Here is a 19542-nt window from a genome sequence, read left to right as displayed (position 1 = left end):
ACTTCCCGCAAGGTCAACGGCTTACGCGTTGTTCAGGGCGACTCTTTAGAGCTCTGCTGTAAATCAGTCTAAGTCGCCTCTCTTTCAATCTCTCTGACATACCGTCTTAGCGTGCGCACATTGATTCCAAAGCGTTGGGCCAGTGAGCTCATTGTCTCTTGGCCGAGATGATGTGCCAATTGTTCTAATTCTTGTTGGCTCAAGGCACGAGGACGGCCCACGCGCAGTCCTCTCAGTTTTGCAGCCTCCATTCCTGCTCGCGTGCGCTCACTGATCAGCGCACGTTCGAACTCTGCAAGTGCTCCCATGAGGTGGTAAATCAATAGCCCTCCGGGCGTACTCGTGTCGATGCACTCGGACAGGGACGCGAATTGGACCTTTCGTTCGCCAAGCGAGGCGATGATCTGGACGAGACCTCTAAGGGATCTGCCAAGTCTATCCAGCTTCCAGACAACAATGGTGTCACCCGCTCTTGCGCATTTAAGAGCACTTATTAGGCCAGGCCTCGAGAACACTGCCCCGGATACTCCTCGATCAGAGTATATTTTTTCACAGCCGGCCCTCCTGAGTGCGAGAATCTGTAATTCGACACTTTGTTCGTCAGTTGATACCCTGGCATAGCCAATTTTAGCCATTTGCTTCAATTCCGAAATAAATATAACAGGCAATTCAGGCTGATATGCAAATCGAAGGCAAAGCCTCGATTCAACTGGAAAAATCTAACTTCTATAAAAATATTTGAGCGCGGGAAGCCGATTGGGCTGATAAATCATTCCAGCACTGGACTACATCTATAATTATTAACATTCATGAACCAGGTCTGAACAAACGCCGGCGTCTAGATAAATTTTACAATATATAAACTTTATTACTGTACCTCGAATACCGTTTCATCTTTGAATTCTGAGTATTTCTGATGCCATGAATTTGCTCTTGTCAACCCCCATTCGGACATCGCACCAATCGATCGCATCAGAAATGTGTCTGCATCGTGAATTTTCACCAAACCCTATTGAGTCCGCCCTGAAAAATTCCGTTCTCAGCGATAGGCAACACAGTTATTAAGCAAATGGGCCATCAGCTCGGCGATGAGGCCTGAATGAACAGCCCCATGCGGGCGCTTCTGCCCGGCAGCCGGCTGTAAGTGGGATGGGCAATGGCCTTGGGCATCACAGTGGTGTCCACGATGACCTGCTGCACGCTGGCTTTCCGGATCACACCACCACGCCGGGCAGCGTCGATGCTGGCGGCCAGCAGTGCTTCCACGCCCTCTTCCCCCACGCGCTGGCGCCAGCGCGTCAAGCTGGACGGATCGATGGGCGCTTCGGTCTGCAGGTAGGTCTCGCCGCAGAAGAACTGCCAGTACGGGCTCTCCACCCAGGTGTTGACCACCGCCTCGTCGGAAGCATCGGGGGCGTGCCGCAGGTACAGCAGCCCGGCAATAACAGGTTCTGCTTCGCGATGGACTACGGCATCAGCGATCAGTACGTGACGCAGCTGCTCGACCAAGAGGTCCTGTTCCGCGGCGATCCGGCGGCCGTTCCGACAGCCAACGGCCCGGAATTCACCGGCAGGGCGTCATTGCCTGGGCGCGGGGGCACCGGGCGTCAGACACATCCTGATCGAGCCGGGGCGGTCCATACAGAACGGCTACATCTAGAGCTGCGAGAGGCGATCGCGTCACGGGTGCCTGAACGAGCACTGGTTCGAGACATTGCACCCAGCGCGCCCAAGCAGTTCGGGCAGCTTGATGCGAAGGTGCTGTTCTCTGGCTTCTTGAGGCAGGTGCTCCAGTGCCGCTGGCCGCGGGCTCAACGCCCGACCAACAGGTAAGCGGCCAATTCGGCGGACTCGCCCTCGGCCACATCGTCCAAGGTGGCGGTCTCGTTGGCGCTCCATGCCGCGTCAGCGAGGCCCAATCCCGCCTCGCGCCCCTGCTGTCGAAACTCGCCCGCGCTGGCATCGAGGGCGCCATCCGTCATCACATCGAAGCTGGCTGCTGCTTCCGGCGTCAAGCCCGTCAACTGCAGCACATGACGCGGCGCATTCTGAAAACTGCCGGCCGTAGCCCCGGGAAGCGTCCAGGCCACCGTCCTCATGCACACGCGCAACTCGTGCGGAATGCCCTGCTTGTCGGGGTAGACATAGCGATCAGGTGCACCCGCCGTGCGGCCCTGCGGCAGGCCGATGCCGCGCGCCTGCATCGCGCTGAGGAGGGCATCACCGCACAGCGCCGTGTCGACCGCGCCACCGACGGCGTAGGCCGGCGCATTGCCGTTGCCCGCGGCCACGACGGGAACGGTGCCAAGTGCAAGCAGCGTCGCCGATTCGCCGGGCACCAGCGTCAAGGCACCCACGGTATTGAGCGCCAGCGAGGGCTCGCTCGGGTCGGCAACACCATTGGAATTGGTGTCCTTGACGAGCTTCAGGCCGGCAAGCTGAACAGAGGCCGCGGTCGGGCAGTTGGCCCCGCCATTCGTCCATCCGAGCTTGTAGCTCGACTTGACGTTGCCCGTGTTCGTCAACTGGTGGCTCAGTGTGAACTGCGCGCCAGGGGGCATGACCAGGGCCTGATCCTGCGTCAAGTTGATGGCTTCGACCGGGGCCACGGAAAATGTGACCAGGTTGGAAGAGACCGTCTCGACCTGGCTCATGTTGGCCGGCACATAGGTCGCCGTCGCCACGATCCGAAAGACCGTGCCGCCCGGGGCTTGTGCCGCATGAGCAGTCACGAAGGCGAATCCGAGCAGAAGAAGAAACGCCACCAGGCGTTGCCAGTGGCTCCAGATCCTGATTGTTTGCAATGCAGAGGGTGTCACGGTTTTTTTTCGTTGTCGGCAGATGCGTCGAGCAATGCGCCCGGGCTGGCTCTTTCTCTTCTTCTCTTCGGGCTCTGGCGTTGGCCAAAGCGCGCAGAGAAGGGCTAAGTCATCGCCCCAATAGACGATGACTTAGCCTTCGAGGCAGTACGGCGTCGCCCCGAGGGGCGGCGCACATACATACCGCTGCTGCTTAATTCGTGTTGAGCTTCACCTGGAAGGTGAGCGTGGCGGTGCCACCCGGCTGCACGGTGGTGGCCGTCGTCCCGTTGCCGCAGGTCACCGCAGTTGAGGCGTTCGTCAACCCGGTGGGGTTGGTAAACGCTGGCGAGATGCCGGTCGACGCGCAGGTGGGGGCCTGCGAGGTGTCAAGCGTGGTGTACGCCGGAATCGCATTCGACAGGTTCAGGTTGCTGACCGTCGAGGTGCCCTGGTTGGTGGCCGTCACTTGGTAGACCACGCATTCGCCCGGCTTGGCGCTGATGACGGCTGTGCCCAAGGCACCCAGCGCCGTCGTCATGCCAGCCGCGTTGCACGCGCTGTTCGTGGCCTGCGTCATGATCATGCGAACCTGCCCCAGCACCACGGTAGTGGTGTCCTGCGCCGACGGCGTGCCGCAGTTGGTCGAGCCCGCAGGGAAGGTCACGGCAACGGTCGCGACGTTCGTCGCTCCGGCTGCAGCGCCACCCGGGGCAAATACCTTGACGAGCAGGTAGACCGGGTTGCCCGGAGTCGCCGCCGGCACCGCACCATTGGTGATCAGCGTGTCCGACGAATCGAGCACACCATTGCCATTGACGTCCTGGTACAGCGCGTAAGTCCAGCCGTTGGTAACGTCCGCTGCGGGGAGCGTCACCGTGGCGGTGTCCGTAGACCGCACGGGTCGTGGCCATGAGCTGAAAGAACGCATCGAACGAGATGGCGTGGTCTGCCGCGTTCACCAGCGCCAGCAACAGCGCGCGCTCACAGATGTTGAGCCGCAGGCGAAAGCCGTCGGGGGCACACAACAGCCAACCTTCGCCCACAAGCGTCCAGCCTGTATCGCCCAGAGCCCCCTCGCTGACGCTTCGAGGCATTTCATGGCGTGGTGCGTGATCGGGGCTCGCGCTCGAGACAGGCGCCCCTTGGGCCGGCCTCTGGTCCGGTAAGCATGGCACCTCCGATTCTTCGCTCGCCTTTTGAGGTACTTCACCTAACCCATAGTCGCCAATGGCGTTTCGGTATGCGCGAATGGTGACCAGGAGTTCGCGCAGTTCGCGTTCCAAGCGGTCCAGTCCGAAGCGGTCAAACCGAGATGGCTTCAAGCGCCGGGCAAGCTCAGGTTTCGCGCTCACAGCGTCCCTCCGACCAGGGAGCTGGCGTCAACCTCTCTGCCGAACGAGACGGAACAGAGGCGGACAAAAGGGAACCCTTAAGCCCTAATATCTACAACCCAACCCACACATACGTTTCTTACTCTATGTAAACAAAGAGGTAGAGGTTGCAAATGAACATGACAAAACGGTTCCCTTTTGTCAATCTCTAGACTGTCTGCTCGTTAACTACTTGGCATGTGAGACGTGGTCGCGCGGCTACTCAGCATGTCTTTTTGGCTGTTATGAAGGTTGGGTATGCAAGGGTTTCGACCGACGAGCAGAGCGTGGATCTTCAGGTTCAGGCTCTCGAGCGCGCGGGTTGCGACGTGATATTTACGGACCACGCTGTTTCAGGAGCCACCATCGAGCGGCCCGGTCTCAGCCGAGCGCTAAGGCGCATACGCAAGGGCGACACGTTGGTCGTTTGGAAGCTCGACCGGCTGGGGCGCTCGCTCTCAGCGCTTGTGCATATCGTCTCGGACTTAGGAAGGCGGGAGGTGCAGTTCTCTTCGGTATCGGAGTGCATCGACACCGGAACCGCTGGTGGCGTGCTGATCTTTCATTTGATGGCGGCGCTGGCAGAGTTCGAGCGTGCGCTGATCAGCGAACGCACAAAGGCGGGCATGGCCGCTGTCAAGCGGCGCGGAGGCCAAGTCGGGCGGCCGAAGGCTCTGTCTCCGGAGCAAATGGACGAGCTGTATCTTTTGGCCAACACGGCGCAGATCGATCTTGAGCGTTTGGCGGCGCACTTTCAGGTGCATTCTCGAACCGTCCGGCGCTATCTCTTACGCCCTGAACCATCCGTTCCCGCAACGTAAGCCACACCGAAGTGGCGCCCAGTTAAGCGGAAACGGGGCGTCGAGGCCATCGGTCCGCCAGCCTATGGAAGGTCTGCAAATCCCCGTGCCACACGACTGGCGCCCCAAGCGTGGCGTCAGGCAGGATGCAGGCATGAGCCAGACTCCACCCGGTCTTGACCATCGTTCAAGAAGACGCGCAGGGAGGTCTTCTTGGAAGAGATGACCGGGTCGTGCCCTGGTCTGCCTGTCCGGTGCCGTCACCGGCGAGGCCGGGAAGCAGTGAAAGGGGTGCGGATGACTGACCCGCGGAGCCATAGGCGGCCGCCTTTTGCTGCAGCGCCCATGGCACCGCCAATGATGGACATATGCATGATCAAGGATGTACTGAGACTGAAGCGGCACGGTCGCCTGTCGCATGAGGCCATCGCCCGGAGCCTGTTGGTCTTGAAGGGCGTGGTGGCGAAGTACGTGGCGCTTGGCCGGCGCTACGGGCTTGAACCGCTGGGAGGCCGCAGAGCCGCTGGGCCAGGCCGAACTGCTGCGGCCATGTCCGGCGTCTCGGCCGAGCAGCGCCGCGTGGCCCAGCCAGCCTTCTCCCGCCGTCCTGCTTGGTGGCTCAGCCACTCCTCGGCCATACCCTGAAGGTGTTGGCAGCCCCCCGACGGATCGACTGCTTTGCGATCACTCGATGCACCATGGGATCGATGCCGGAATCCAAGGTCGCCCGCCCCTGCTGCAACCGCTCACGCGCTTGGAGAAGGCTCACCTCCGGGTAGACGCCGAGGGCCAGGGTCTTGCGCTCGCTGGCGAAACGATCGTCCCACCGCCAGTACCTGCCAGAGTTGTTGACGAGGAGGTACACGCCGTCCCCGTCCGCGAGCTTGCGGGGCTTGTCCGTGGGCTTGGCGTTGCGGCGTGCGACGTCGGTTAAGAGCATGACGGTAAGTTCTCACGACGGCACGCTCGGTACCATCGAAACTACCGTTCCAAATGACGGATTTGGACAACCGCCATCGCCCTCCGTTGGACGCTTGGCTCCTCGCAAGCCCACGCTAAAGGGCGCAGTCGAGCAGGCCGGCAAGATGTTGGCCATCAATGGACCAGTCTGTGGTGCCCCCAGCAGGACCCTCATCTGCGATCTAAGCGTTTGATTTATCGTGGCAACAGCTGCCGCCGAAATGGCCCATACCGCCAAAACTACCGTCAGCTTATAGGGTGTGGGCGTCTGCTACGGGCACGTGCTCTGCGACGATTGTCGCGGAGTAAAGCGGTAGCACGCATCGGCCGCACCTACGGGCTACCTTGTGTCCGCTACAGACTGGTGACGGTCACTCGTTCCGGGAGAGCGAGCGTCGGCTCGCGCCAGAACCGGCCTTTCGACGGCGATCGCCATGAGCGTCTGCTGCGCAACCAAACGGAATGGCCGACAGGTCCTCACTGGCCAGCGTGTCGCCGATGACCGCTTCCGACCCGAGCGAACTCAACAGACCGACCCACTGCCGCCCTTCGTCTTCGATCTGCCACGGTCGACAAAGCAGCGGTTGCGGTTCATCGCTCGGCAAACAGAGCTCACAATAGCTGGTATCGAGCATTCCTTGCGCTACGCTGCACCTAAGTTTCATGATGGAGTATGAAATGAACCGAATATGGCTCAACGGTGTTATTGCGGTGTCGCATCCATGTGCGCCCATACAGACCAATAGGGAGGAATCGCAATGGCATTTATGAAAGGCCTGGACGATCTGCAAAGAACTTTGGCGGAGGCGCAGAGAGCGCTTGAGGCCGTCAATGGCGAGCTCGGCACCTTGTCGTTCAATCCCGAGGATCCAGAGAGCGTCGAGGCGGCGATCATTGAGTCCGAGCGGTTGGTAGATGAGCGGCTGGGCAAGTACGCCAACAACCCGATCGTCGGTCCACTGATAGTTCAGATGAAGGATTCGTTCAGGACTGCCGTGATCGAGAAGGCAGCTGCGGCACGGCTGAAAGGGGAAGAGTCAGATGGCGAATAGGGAGGTCCTGTTTAAGCGGATTAACAATGCCTTGTTCGACATGCAAGCGGCAACCTCGCAAACCTTCGAGCAGCATTTCCTGACCTTTGCCCGACTTTTTGCAGACTCATCACTGGACCTCCTCAACCAGAAGCTAACGGCAAGTCTAGATGTAGAGTGCTTCCTAGAAGCCAGTTCGAGGTCACAACGCAGCATGGTGGGGTCGGCCCGACTCGCCTGGCCTGAAAACGCGGATGAGGTACTTGGTCTGCAGTGGCTATTGGTTCAGAAGCTCGCACGCGAACCGCGAGGTTTATTGAATTTCGCGCACACGTACTACACCGTTGGGCGCAACGTTACCGGTGAGTTGCATAGCCTCACCCGTCAGTTGCTGATCCCGTTCGCCCGCGACTACAAGGACTATGTAATGGCCATGGAGCGATCAAAAGTAGAGGCGTCCTTGAGCAGCGTCGCGAGTGACATAGGAAGTGCTCCTGCACATATCACGTACCACATCAACGGAAACAACGCTCGAGTAAAACACCAGTCGATCGACAACTCGGTCAACTCAGTTACGGTCAGCAGCACGGTGATGAACTGCATCCAGGATCTACGAGATGAGATTCAGAGGGCACCGCTCTCCGAGGAGCAACGTGGCGCCGCAGTGGACGTGGTCGATGAGGTCGAGGCACAGATTGCCTCTGGAAAACCGAAACGTGCGATCTTGGCAGCGCTGCTGGCGTCGCTGCCAGCCATGGAGTCGATCACGTCGATTGGCAACAACCTTCTCGGAGCTCTGAAGACAACAGGAGTGATGTGAACGTCATGGCGCCAGCCGCGCACCAGGCAGCGGAGCGGCACGCACTCAGGGCTGAAATGTCTCCAGAACTACTAGCGCACCACGGACGGCTGAAGAGCCCGCTGGTGCTGCTGGGAGCTGAGTACTGGAACTGGACCGAGCCCGACTACGGCAATCTTGCGGACCGGCGGAGTCCGGTGTACTCGGTGTTGAAGAACCTGGCTTCGGAAAAGGGCTTCGCCGACTACGTGCACATCACCGACAGCACACTCTAGCGATTGATTTCATCGTCAACCACCCGCCGATCGGGGCCAAGTCGTTCAGGGGGGTGTGCAGCGCCTGCGACGATAAGAGAAAGCGAGAACGGGCATGAAGCTGTCCGAGATAGTCATAAAGAATTTCCGGCTGCTGCAGGACGCGCGCATGCGGCTGGACACGACGGGCATCACGACGATCCTGGTGGGCCCCAACAACAGCGGCAAGACCTCGACCATCGAGGCCATGCTGGCATTCCTGCAAAGGCCGATCAAGCAGCTGTCGATCAACGACTTCTCCCTTGGCTGCCGTGACGCCTTCAAGAAGTTCGAGACACACGTCCTGACGCCACCAGCAGCGGCAGCCGCGGATGAAGCTCCAGCTGCTGAGCCCCCGCCGTTGCCTGCGCTGCCGGTCTTGTCGCTGCAACTGAAGTTCGACTACGACGATACCGGTCCGGATTTGGCACTCGCAGGCGAACTTCTGATGGACCTGGACGATGCGTCCACGACGGTCACCGTCGAGATCCGATTCGGGCCTGCAAACCCCCAGCAACTGGCGCAGGCGTACCTAAACGATCGTGACGATGAACAGTCCTTCGCCGACTACCTTGCCGTCACGCTGCATGACCACTACAAGCTCGATCAGTTCAAGCTGAGCCCTGACGGAACCCAAGCCGAGAGGTTGCCCGACCGCGGCATCCTGCAGCGGCTGATTCGCATCGATGTCGTCAGTGCGCAGCGCCACATCGACGATCGTGAGGAGGGCAGCAAGGCCACGCGCTTGTCGACCTTGCTCCACGCCCACTACGAGCGGCGCTACAAGGTCGACGCGCCCAGCGACTTCAAGGCGCTTGAGAAGACGCTGCGAGAGCAGTCCACGGCGCTCGGCCCTCAGTACGTCAAGGCCTTTGATGGCCTCATGAAGGGCCTCGCGAAGTTTGGCCACCCCGAGTCACCCAAGCTGACCGTCCGCGCCGAGCTCAGCGCCGATGGGCTTTTCAAGGACACAACTCGTGTCTACTACGCCGCCATCGCCGCTGCGGGATTGCCGGCCGACGGCGCCGCGGCGGCGATCGATCAGGCCTTCGAGCTGCCTGAACGCTACAACGGTCTCGGGTTCAAGAACCTGATCTACATCGTCCTGTGTTTGAAGTCGTTCCGTGAGGACGTCGAGTCAGACCCTGAGCACCGTCCACGGGTGCACCTAGTGGTCGTCGAGGAGCCGGAGGTCCACATGCATCCCCAGATGCAGGCGGTGTTCGTCCAGAAGGTCAGCGAGTTCCTTGCACCCGCGGCCGGCGAGACTGGCGTGCAGCTGTTGCTGACCACGCACTCGTCGCACATGGCGGCCAACTGCGGCTTCGCGCCGATTCGCTACTTCCGGCGCAACAAGGGCAGGGTCGAGATTAAGGACTTGCTGTCCTTCGAGGCTTCGGCGAAGACCGCCCCCGAGAAGGCCGCGATGGAGTTTCTTCGGAAGTACCTCACGACGACGCGATGCGACATGTTCTTTGGCGACAAGCTCGTGTTCATCGAAGGGCAAGTGGAGCGCATGCTCTTGCCCCGGCTGATCGCAGCGCTCGACGCCGCACTTCGCGACAAGCTCACTTCGACCTATGTCTGTACGGTGGAAGTGGGTGGTGCGTACGCGCATCTTTTCCAGAAGCTGATCGAGTTTCTGCAACTTCCAGCGCTCGTGATCACCGATCTGGACTCGATCAACGGCACCACCAAGAAGAAGACACCTGTCGCCAGCGGCCACGCGAGCAGCAATGCGACCCTGTCGAAGTGGCTGCCGGGCAGTGCCGAGCTGCCCAAACTGATGGCAGCTGGCGAAGCGGAGAAGACCTCCGGCTGCGTTCGAGTCGCCTACCAAATCGCGGAAGCCGCTGGCCAACCTTGTGCACGAAGTTTCGAGGAGTCCTTTGTGTATGCGAATGCAGCATGGCTGCTTGCCAACAAGGCCCAGTTGCTCGCCACCGGCAACACCTTCACCCATGCGGACGCCGCGGCTCTGACCGCCGACGCCTATGCGATCAGCCTGCCGAAGGTCGACTTTGCGCTTGATCTTCTGGCCAACAGTGGCTGGGCAACACCCAAATACATCCGAGAGGGGCTCGAATGGTTGGCGAAACAATAGCCGCAGCACAGCCTGAAAAGACGGCAGACGAGCGCATCGCCGATTGCCTCACGAACGGCCGAAGCTTCGTGCTGGACGCAGGTGCTGGCGCGGGCAAGACGTACTCTCTGGTCGAGGGTCTCAAGAAGCTGTGTGCACCAACCCTCGCGGACAGGCTGAAACGGGATGGGCAGCAGATTGCCTGCATCACCTATACGAATGTGGCCAAGGATCAAGTGATCGAGCGGATTCAAGGCAACAGCTTGGTGCGGGTCTCGACCATCCACGACTTTCTCTGGAGCACGCTGCAGCCCCATCAGCAAGCGCTCCGACAAGCGTTGCTCGATCTCAACGAGGCGCTCCCGCCGACAAGCGCGCGTCGAGTCGATCAGGCCGAACTGCAGGCGAAGGTGGACGGTCGGCTCGAGGTGAAGTATTCGGACCGAGGCTCCAAGTTCCTCGATGGTCGAATCTTTCATGACGACCTGCTGTCGATCGCCCGTATTGCCTATGCGAGGTACGACAAGCTGGCGCGGATTGTGGCGAGCCGCTATCCCTACATCTTCGTCGATGAGTACCAGGACACCAGTGCGGCGGTTGTCGACATCCTGCTTCGCCGAATCCTGCCCTTGGTCGGTGACAAGGTCGTTCTGGGATTCTTCGGCGACAAGATGCAGAACATTTATCACCACGGCGAGCACAAGGGGATCGGTACCCTGCCGGCGGATCTCGCCGCGCCGCTGGAAGTGATCGTCAAGCGTGAGAACCGCCGCTGCTCCCTCAGCGTCATCAACGTGCTGAACAAGATCCGGACCGACATCACACAGGTCCCAGGCAACAGGAACGTGCAAGGCGATGCGGCGTACATCCGAGTCGGGGGTGCAGCCGATGAGGCAGGCCTTCAGCGCGCGCGAGAACTGCTGACGGGCACCTTTGCTTGGGATCTAACTGACCACGGCACGCGTGAGCTCTACCTCACCCATAGGCTAATTGCCCGCAAGGCCGGTTTCGCTGACCTCCTGCAGGCTTTTGCGGATCGAGGCGGCTTCGCCAAAGATGCCCTCACCGATGGTTCTGATCGGCGGATCGCCTTCTTTCTGGAGAAGGTGGAGCCGCTGGCGCAGGCCTGGGAGAAGGGACAGATCGGCGAGACGCTCGGCAGGCTTCATGGCGCGGGTCACCGGCTTCCCAGTCGCGCCGCGAAGTCAGGCGTCCGCGACGCGCTCAACACGCTGATCGACAAGCGCGGCTCGGGTACTGTTCGGGAAGTGCTGGAGACGGTTCGAGATCGTCAGCTCTTCCCGCTGACCGATGACCTGAGCATCCGCCTCGGGAACAGCCAACCCATCCTCACGGCGGAGATGGATGAAGCCGCGAAAGAGCGAGAGCAGGCGGACGTGAAGCTGTACTCGGCACTCTTTGCGCTTCCCTACGCACAGGTCGCTGCATTCGCTCGGTTCTTCATGACCAGCACGCCTTTCTCCACGAAGCATGGGGTGAAGGGTGACGAGTTCGAGACCGTGTTGGTGGTACTGGACGATTCCGGCGCTGCGTGGAACTTCTATTCATTCGACAAGTACCTGTCCGGCGCCGACGACGCGGCGAACCCAGAACGTGCGAACCGCTCTCGCAATGTCTTTTACGTCTGCTGCTCCAGGGCGCGACAGAGGCTCGCTGTGATCGACATGGGCAAGGCATCTGCGGCGAAAACAGCGCGGCTGCAGGCGCTGTTCGGCGCTGATCGTTGCTTTGAGGTGTAGCCTTCGGCGGTTGAATCGTCGACCGGTGACCCGATGACTGCTTCCGGTCCCAAAGCGTGAATCCAGGTTCAAGACGCGGAGGACAGCATTCGCTGCATAGGTGCCAGTCCGGTGCCAATTGGCGGCTTCAGACTGGTTGCAGACACTCAAGCTCGTGGATTGAATGTCGGGCAAGACCGAAACCGGTTTTTGACTGATGCAGAGTGCTCCAGCCGACGTGCCTAGCGGCCGGTTAGTTCGGCGATATCAGAAAGGACGATGGGTTCGCCGCGCGCGGTCATGACGGCAGTCAGGACTCGAAAATGCCGGCGAGAATTACGTATGGCAACGCTCGACTTCACCAGGATTCGCAGCACTCCGAAGAGCAGGAACGACAGCTTCGAAGCTCTGGCCGTCCAGCTGTTCAAGGTTTCCCTTCACCTTCCCGCAGGCTCGACGTTCGTCAGCTTACGCGGCGATGGTGGTGACGGCGGCGTCGAGGCGTACTACTGCATGCCCGACGGAAGCGTCGCAGGCGTTCAGGCCAAGTACTTCTTCCAGCTCGGCGATGCGGAGATGCGTCAGATTGACGACTCGCTCGCGACGGCACTGAAGAACCACCCCTCACTTTGCAAATACTGGGTCTACATCCCCTTCGACTTGACCGGAAGGGTCGCGGCAGGTGCCCGAGGGAAGAGTCAGGCTGAGCGATTCGAGGAGTGGAAGAAGAAGGTCGAGGGTACTGCCAAGGCGGCAGGCTCCGCGCTATCGGTGACTCTGTGCACTGCAGCGGTCATTCGCGCGCAAATCCATGCAGCTGACCCACACGGCGGAATGAGGCGGTATTGGTTTGACGAATCCGTACTGACCCTGACACAGATTCAGCGGTGCCTCGACGATGCGATTGCCTTTGCCGGCCCTCGATACACGGCCGCTCTGGACGTCGTGACAAGCGCGCACGTCGGCCTGGACTTCTTTGGTGGAATCGGCGACTTCGCGGCTTGGCGAGAAGAGTCGCTCATACCAGTCATCACCCAACTACGATCGCTCATTGGCTGGGGCGACAAGGCACTCGGGGTTCTGAGCGAACCCGATGCCACCGCTGCCCGCGTGACCCTCAGACGCCTCATTGAGGCGAGCGAGCGCATGACCGATGTCTCCTCGCTGGCATCGCACTCACCCGAAGTGAAGCAAGGGCTGTCGACGGTGTTGCCGCTGCTTGAAAGGGCGCGTGCTGCGCAAGAGCAGGCGTTCTATGACCAGCATGGTCGAGACAAAGACACCCCCTCCTTCCGGCAGTTCCACGCCGAGTACATGTGCACGTTCCCGGCTGGGGAAATGGACGCGGCGCGTGAGTGGGAGCAAGCGGCGCATGCACTTCAGACCGCACTCTCGTCGCCGGAGATGGGTGCTGCCACGACGCGCTCCCTGTTGTTGGTAGGCCCGGCTGGCATCGGGAAGACCCACTCCATTGTCAGTGCCGCACGCCGCAGGCTGGCGCGAGGCGGCTACTCACTGGTCGTCTTTGGCGACGACTTTGGCAGAGGTGAGCCCTGGGAGGTGATTCGCAGCAAGTTCGGCTTTGGCGCTGATGTAGCACGCGCAACACTCTTTGAGTGTCTGCAGGCATGCGCAGACAACACGGGGCTGCCGTTCGTCGTCTACATCGACGCGCTGAACGAGAGCCCAAGAAATGCGCGATGGAAGAGCAAGTTGCCGGAGCTGCTGGCCCAGTGCACGCCGTACCCAGGTCTCAGGGTTTGCGTCTCGACTCGGGATACGTACCGCGACCTGGTCGTCGACGCACGGTTCCCAGGCTACGCGTTCGAGCACTCGGGATTCGCGGGGTACGAGTTCGAAGCGGTGGAGGCCTTCGCCACCCACTACGGACTCGATGCGGAAATCACGCCTCTGTTCTCGCCCGAGCTGGGCAACCCGCTGTTCCTGCACCTAGCCTGCAGGACGTTGCGAGATGAGGGCCGCACGTCGTTGGATGTTTCACTTCCAGGCTTTGCCGCCCTGTTGGATGGCCACCTTAAGCACTGCGACGGCCTTGTTAGGGGCAGGCTGGCCTACACGAACCCGAAGAATCTGGTGCGCGCGGCGATGCTGCGACTGTCCGAAGTTCTCACGCGCAACCTGCCAAAGGAACGAACCTGGGAGGCGTGCACGGCCGTACTGTCGGCCGTAGTCGGAAACGAAGTTTCGGCCGAGTCCCTGCTCAAGGAGCTTGAACACGAAGGTCTCGTCATCCTCTCGGCCGGCGACCACGACACCTGGTTTGTTCGGCTCGGATACCAGCGGTACGGAGACATTCTTCGAGCCAGTGGCATCGTCGAACGACTGACCGGTCCACAGGGATTGGATGCCTCATCGCTTGCGAGCCAGCTCGCCGCCCTCACCCCAGAAGATGAAGGTGTGCTCGAAGCGCTGGCGGCAGTTCTTCCAGAGCAGGTCGGTGTGGAAATCACCGAGGGATCTCTCGGGGTTGAACCAGCACTCGCGCACCGGCTGTTAGTTCGCGCGATGGTCTGGCGCTCCAGGGAGAGCGTCACCTACGACGTTGATGACCATGTATACGGTGCTCTGCGCACCCCGGGCCTGTGGCGCGAGGTGTACGACATGTGCATCCGCGTGAGTCTGGTCCCGCGACACCGGCTGAACGCATCGAACTGGCTGAGCCCGTTCCTGCAGAACTCACCGTTGGTCGACCGAGACGCGTTCCTATCGGTTGCAGCCTTCAAGTCCTTTGACGACAAGGGCGCCGTCTGGTCCCTCATCAATGCTGCTCTCAAGGCGAATGTGCATCGCTGGCCTGCGGAGAGCAGAGAGCTTGCGGTCGTGACCTTGGCGTGGCTTACATCTGTTGCAGACCGGCGAGTGCGCGACCTGTCCGCCAAGGCGATGGCGAGGCTGCTGGCGATCCAGCCTGACCTCGGCAAAGTGTTGACCGGCGAGTTTCAGGGGTGTGATGACGACTACATCCTGGAGAGCATCGCACTTGCCATCTACAGCGCGTGTCTGCTGGAGCGGCATTGCGCAGCGGCGTTTATCCCGGCCTTCAGAGGTCTGCTGAGCCCGACCTTCGATTCCCCCAACGTCCTCGTCCGTGACTCCGTGCGGTTGCTCGGCCAATTGATTGGCCGTGACAAGCTGGACGCCGCCACGCTGAAGCGTCTGGATGCCTTCCCATCTAAGGTGCCAACATGCACCATCTGGCCCACACTACCTAATGCCAAGTCGCTCTTAGACCTGGAGCACCTGCCCACAAACATGGAGCTCTGGGGATCGGGCATGCTGCCTGACTTCTGGCGCTACCAAGTCGAGTCGAAGATTCGCGACTTTGACCTCGATGCCGCAGGTATATCTCACGAGAACATCGCCTGCTGGCTGATGGTCGAGGTTCTTCGGCTCGGTTACCCAGGCACCAACCAGTGCGCTATTAGGACGGACCGCGCCATCAGCGGCGAGTTCGGCAACGGTCGCGGCCGCAAAGGATACGCCGACCGACTCGGCAAGAAGTATTACTGGACACTGCTTCATCGACTGCTGGGCGTGCTGGCCGACAACGTGCAGCCCAAGAGTTCCTACTCGGGTCGCAAGCCCGGCCCGGCCCACTTGTGGTCTGTCGATGTCCGCAAGGCCGACTTGACTGACGTCCGGGACATCACGCCGCCGCGAGACTATCCCCACGAGGTCATCCAAGGGCCAAGGTACGCCTTCCCTGACAGGACGGGCGACGTCAAACAGTGGGTGCGGACCGACGACTTTACGCCGCATGGCGACTGCATCGTTCGTACCTCGAACGACGGCACAGAGTGGGTGACGCTGTCGCTGAGCGCCAGGGATAGGGACGAGCCACCAGGGGAACGCTCGTGGACCGAGTCGCATCTGGGCGTCTACGTCTATTACACAAGCCTGTTCGTGACGGGATGCTTGCCTGCCTTCGGACCGAACAGCCAGGGTAGAGCTGCCTTCGAGAGCCAAGGCGCACTTTGGTATCGAGGCTATCTGGCAGAGTATCCCGATGGCCCGGTCTTCGAGCAGGCTGCTGACGAGGGCGACTTCTACCGAGGGCCCAAGGGCATGGACTTCTCGGAGGTCGGGCTTCTGCGGGGCGGCGAGTGGGAGTACGACTATTCGTACACAACACCTGAGCGACCAGAGTCCATCAGCGTGCCCTGCCAGGACTTGGTGAAGCGCCTCGGGCTAGTTTGGGACAGGCAACGCGGCTGGGTCGATGGCAATGGCGAGCTTGTTGCCTTCGAAACGCGCGCGAAGCGACGCAATGGCCTGTTCGTCCGACGCGACGCGCTGAACGGCTATCTGGAAGCGACCCAGCGCACGTTGGTCTACCGCCGATTCGCCAATCGCGGGTTGTTCTCGCAGGGCGGTCGTGATGGCTCCCAGATTGACCTCTTCACCTGGATGACCTATTTGCCATCAGGCTTGCCTCAGGTGCTGAGCGAGACAAAGCGTCCGTTCAACTGTTGATCGCGCCGTTCCGGCCGGGAGTCGGACGGCTGCAATGGGTCGGCACCGCAAGTTCAGGTCGGAGAGGCAGTCCGCGGAGCGGCACTGAGGGCTTGCTTGAGTCCAGCGACCGCTGTACCTCGTACTGCTGACCTTCCGTGCTGTTCGCAGTCGCCGGGCCAAGCGACCGCTTGATGCCAGTCCGCGTGCATTCGGCCTTTGCGCCCGAGTGACCGACGACGCTGCGTAACGGTCCTCCCGCGCAGCTATCGCTGATCCTAGATTTCTTCAACCACATATGTCGTTGATGAGCAGGCGCCCATAGTCGCCCAGCTTTCACCAAGCCCCGGCCTCGCTCCAAAGCGAGCTGGGGCTTTTTGCCGTCCGGTCCGCTGCTCGACGCAGTAAGGCCTCCCCTCTTCAACGACCCTGCCTATGCCATCGACCTCAAACCGCTATGACGACGACGGGCCTCTGTTCGAGCGTGCCGCCAGCAGTACCGCTTCGGCGCCTATCTGCCCATCCTGCGGGTCCCCCCGCCTGTCTTCCCGCGACCTCGGTAAGAAGACAGGCGCCGCCATCGGCACCATCGCCGGAGCCGCTGGCGGCATGTCCGCCGCGCTGTCGGCTGCCGTCGCCGGTGCCCACTTCGGCATGGGCCTCGGCGCCGAAGCCGTTCCTTCCATGCATCCGCTGGGCGCGGTCGCAGGCGCCATCCTGGGCGGCCTCAGCGGCGGCATCGCCGGCTGCGCCGTCGGCGCCACGCTGGGCGAAGCCATCGACGGCTCCGTCCTGAGCAACTGCCGCTGCCTCAGCTGCGGCCATGTCTTCTCGCACCACCGGGCGTGATCTTTCCGCCGCCCGCCTCCCCTCCTCATCACCCCTCGTCCTTCCTTCACCGCTTCATCTTCACCCACATGGCACACCTTCTCCAACAAATGGCCTACGTCGGCCAAACCCCCTGGCATGAACTCGGCAACCAGCTGCCGCCCAAGCAACCCATCGAGGTATGGGCCCAGCAGGCCGGCATGGACTGGACCATCTGCGAGACGCCCGTGCGATACATGGCCGAGCAGGCCGGCGCGCTCGGATCCATCATGACCTTCGACGACCAGAAGGTCCTCTACCGCAGCGACACCAAGGCACCCCTGTCCGTCGTCGGCGGCCGGTATCAGGTCGTGCAGCCGCGCGAAGTCCTGGAGTTCTACCGGGACCTGACCGAAGTCTCCGGCTTCGAGCTGGAGACCGCCGGCGTGCTCAAGGCCGGCCGTAAGTTCTGGGCGCTGGCGCGCACCGGCAAGGAGTCGGCGCTCAAGGGCAACGACACCGTCAAGGGCTACATCCTGCTGGCCACGTCCTGCGACGGCACGCTGGCCACCACCGCTACGCCCACCACCGTCAGGGTCGTCTGCAACAACACGCTGTCCATCGCCCTGCAGGGCGCGGTGAACGCCGTCAAGGTGCCCCACAGCACCAGCTTTGACGCCCAGGCCGTCAAGAAGCAGCTCTGCATCGCCGTCTCCAGCTGGGACGCCTTCATGTACCGCATGAAGACGCTCTCCGAGCGCAAGGTCAAGACGCACGAGTCGCTGAACTACTTGCTGAAGGTCATGTGCCAGGCGGACGGTCATGCGGAGCCGCAGGCCCTGACCAACGAGCGCGCCCTCAAGAAGGTGCAGGAGCTCTACGAAGGCAAGGGCCGCGGCGCCGAGCTGCAGGCCGCCAAGGGCACTGCCTGGGGCCTGCTGTGCGCGGTGACTGAATACGTCGACCACGAACGCCGGGCCCGCAGCCAGGAGTACCGCTTGGACAGCGCCTGGTTCGGCCAAGGCGCCGGCATCAAGCAACGCGCCCTCGACGCTGCCCTGCAACTGGTGGCCTGAGCATGCCGCAATCCTCATCCCCTCCAACGTTTCGGCGACGACCCGGATCACCGCCAGCATGGCGCCCCGACGGCACAAAGCCCCGGCTCCCCACAAGGAACCGGGGCTTTGTGCTTCTGGGCGTCAGTGGCGCGGCGGGGGGATACGGCGGCTGGCCTTCCTTCTTTCTGAACATTTCTTTCAACCCAAGGAGAACCCCATGGCAGAAGCCCATCGGGCGGGCGAGCCTTCGGCTCGTATCCGCCCTGCCCTGCGCCTCGTAAAGCCGCAGGATTTCCGCAAGCTAGACAGGGCCCAGTGGCTCGACGTGCGCAAGCAGGGCATCGGCGGCTCCGACGCCGCAGCCGCCATCGGCCTGAGCCCGTACACGTCGCCGCTGGAACTCTGGCTCGACAAGACTGGCCGCGACGCCGAGTTGCCGAAGATCGATCCGAACGACGAGAGAAGCCCCATGTACTGGGGCACGCTGCTGGAACCCATCGTGGCGGCGCACTACACCCGGCGCACCGGGCACAAGGTGCGCCGGATCAACGCCGTGCTGCAACACCCCGAGCACCCCTGGATGCTGGCAAACCTGGATCGCGAGGTTCTGGGTGCGCCGGATGTCCAGATCCTGGAGTGCAAGACGGCCGGCTACCACGGGGCGCGTCTCTGGGAAGACGGCGTGCCCGAGTACATCCAGCTGCAGGTGATGCACCAGCTTGCCGTCACTGGCAAGCAGGCGGCGGATGTGGCGGTGCTGATCTGCGGTCAGGAGCTGCGCATCCACCGGATCGAGCGCGATGACGAACTCATTGCGAAGTTGATCCAGCTGGAGGCGCGGTTCTGGCGGCACGTGGAAACAGACACCGCGCCGCCGGCGGACGGGTCCGAATCTGCGGCGTTGGCGCTCAAGGCGCTGTGGCCACGCGACAGCGGCACGGTGCTGGACCTGGCGGACGACCTGGAGTTCGGCGGCGCGTTTGCCGACCTCCTCGCGCTGCGCCAGACCATCGCCGAGGCCGAGCAGCAGCAGGAGATCCTGCGGCAGCGGATCCAGCAGCGCATGGGAGAAGCCACTGTGGCCCGCTTCGACGGGGGCGAAGTCCGCTGGAAGCGCAGCAAGGACGGCACGGCCCTGGACGTGGAACGGCTACTGGCCGACCACCCGGAGCTGCTGACGACCTACGGCGTCCCGAAGGCAGGCACCCGCCGCTTCACTGTCAAGGAGTTGCCATGAACACCACCGTCGGTGCGAGCCCGCTGGAGTTCCTGGCGGCTTATGCGCTCGTGCTGGGGATCGGCATGGTGCTGGGCTACGGCCTAGCGCT

15 protein-coding genes and 1 pseudogene are annotated in these 19542 nt (G+C 61.7%); 10 read left to right on the top strand and 6 right to left on the bottom strand.

Annotation, left to right across the window (positions count from 1 at the left end; translation table 11 throughout):
• Positions 1–68: 68 nt before the first annotated feature.
• From QZ772_RS23640 to QZ772_RS23625, 4 genes and pseudogenes are all read right to left on the bottom strand, one after another.
• Positions 69–635: a recombinase family protein gene (locus QZ772_RS23640; RefSeq protein ID WP_295531963.1), complete on the bottom strand. Its 567-nt coding sequence runs from the start codon at positions 633–635 to the stop codon at positions 69–71.
• A gap of 496 nt (positions 636–1131) precedes the next feature.
• Positions 1132–1509 (bottom strand): annotated as a pseudogene (locus QZ772_RS23635) (transposase); the annotation flags it as partial.
• 302 nt (positions 1510–1811) lie between these two features.
• Positions 1812–2819: a hypothetical protein gene (locus QZ772_RS23630; protein WP_295531960.1), complete on the bottom strand. Its 1008-nt coding sequence runs from the start codon at positions 2817–2819 to the stop codon at positions 1812–1814.
• 193 nt (positions 2820–3012) lie between these two features.
• The gene (locus QZ772_RS23625; RefSeq protein ID WP_295531957.1) at positions 3013–3675 is read right to left on the bottom strand and encodes a hypothetical protein; all 663 of its coding nucleotides are present in this window, start codon (positions 3673–3675) and stop codon (positions 3013–3015) included.
• A 741-nt stretch (positions 3676–4416) separates the two neighbouring features.
• On the opposite strand from QZ772_RS23625, the gene QZ772_RS23620 reads away from it, so the two are divergent.
• Positions 4417–4992 carry a recombinase family protein gene (locus QZ772_RS23620; protein ID WP_295531986.1) on the top strand — a complete coding sequence of 192 codons (576 nt, stop codon included), beginning with the start codon at positions 4417–4419 and terminating at the stop codon, positions 4990–4992.
• A gap of 598 nt (positions 4993–5590) precedes the next feature.
• Here the strand turns inward: QZ772_RS23620 and QZ772_RS23615 are convergent.
• Complete coding sequence (locus QZ772_RS23615) at positions 5591–5911, bottom strand: Arm DNA-binding domain-containing protein (RefSeq protein WP_295531954.1); 321 nt, start codon at positions 5909–5911, stop codon at positions 5591–5593.
• 391 nt (positions 5912–6302) lie between these two features.
• Positions 6303–6566 (bottom strand): hypothetical protein, encoded by a 264-nt coding sequence (locus QZ772_RS23610; protein ID WP_295531950.1) that lies wholly within the window; start codon positions 6564–6566, stop codon positions 6303–6305.
• Positions 6567–6689: 123 nt separating this feature from the next.
• Here QZ772_RS23610 and QZ772_RS23605 point away from each other — a divergent pair, with 123 nt between their 5' ends.
• The 9 genes from QZ772_RS23605 to QZ772_RS23565 all read left to right on the top strand — a co-directional run bounded on the left by QZ772_RS23605 (position 6690) and on the right by QZ772_RS23565 (position 19451).
• Positions 6690–6983 carry a hypothetical protein gene (locus QZ772_RS23605; RefSeq protein WP_295531947.1) on the top strand — a complete coding sequence of 98 codons (294 nt, stop codon included), beginning with the start codon at positions 6690–6692 and terminating at the stop codon, positions 6981–6983.
• A 31-nt stretch (positions 6984–7014) separates the two neighbouring features.
• Complete coding sequence (locus QZ772_RS23600; protein WP_295531944.1) at positions 7015–7782, top strand: hypothetical protein; 768 nt, start codon at positions 7015–7017, stop codon at positions 7780–7782.
• A gap of 56 nt (positions 7783–7838) precedes the next feature.
• Positions 7839–8036 (top strand): hypothetical protein, encoded by a 198-nt coding sequence (locus QZ772_RS23595; protein WP_295531941.1) that lies wholly within the window; start codon positions 7839–7841, stop codon positions 8034–8036.
• A gap of 94 nt (positions 8037–8130) precedes the next feature.
• Positions 8131–10158 carry an ATP-dependent endonuclease gene (locus QZ772_RS23590; RefSeq protein WP_295531938.1) on the top strand — a complete coding sequence of 676 codons (2028 nt, stop codon included), beginning with the start codon at positions 8131–8133 and terminating at the stop codon, positions 10156–10158.
• A complete protein-coding gene (locus QZ772_RS23585) occupies positions 10140–11897 on the top strand; it encodes a UvrD-helicase domain-containing protein (RefSeq protein ID WP_295531935.1) in 1758 nt (585 codons plus the stop codon). The genes QZ772_RS23590 and QZ772_RS23585 overlap by 19 nt, the downstream gene beginning before the upstream one ends.
• A gap of 321 nt (positions 11898–12218) precedes the next feature.
• Positions 12219–16370, top strand: a complete 4152-nt coding sequence (locus QZ772_RS23580; protein ID WP_295531932.1) for an ATP-binding protein — start codon at positions 12219–12221, stop codon at positions 16368–16370.
• Positions 16371–16958: 588 nt separating this feature from the next.
• Entirely contained in the window at positions 16959–17198 is a 240-nt protein-coding gene (locus QZ772_RS23575; protein WP_295531929.1) for a hypothetical protein, read from the top strand.
• Positions 17199–17266: 68 nt separating this feature from the next.
• Entirely contained in the window at positions 17267–18232 is a 966-nt protein-coding gene (locus QZ772_RS23570; RefSeq protein WP_295531927.1) for a DUF932 domain-containing protein, read from the top strand.
• Positions 18233–18431: 199 nt separating this feature from the next.
• The gene (locus QZ772_RS23565; RefSeq protein WP_295531924.1) at positions 18432–19451 is read left to right on the top strand and encodes a lambda-exonuclease family protein; all 1020 of its coding nucleotides are present in this window, start codon (positions 18432–18434) and stop codon (positions 19449–19451) included.
• Positions 19452–19542: the final 91 nt, after the last annotated feature.

The organism is uncultured Pseudacidovorax sp., from assembly GCF_913773995.1.
Taxonomy (GTDB): domain Bacteria; phylum Pseudomonadota; class Gammaproteobacteria; order Burkholderiales; family Burkholderiaceae_C; genus Xenophilus.
Note: the sequence above shows the minus strand (reverse complement) of the source record. Positions and strands in the feature narration are given on the sequence as shown.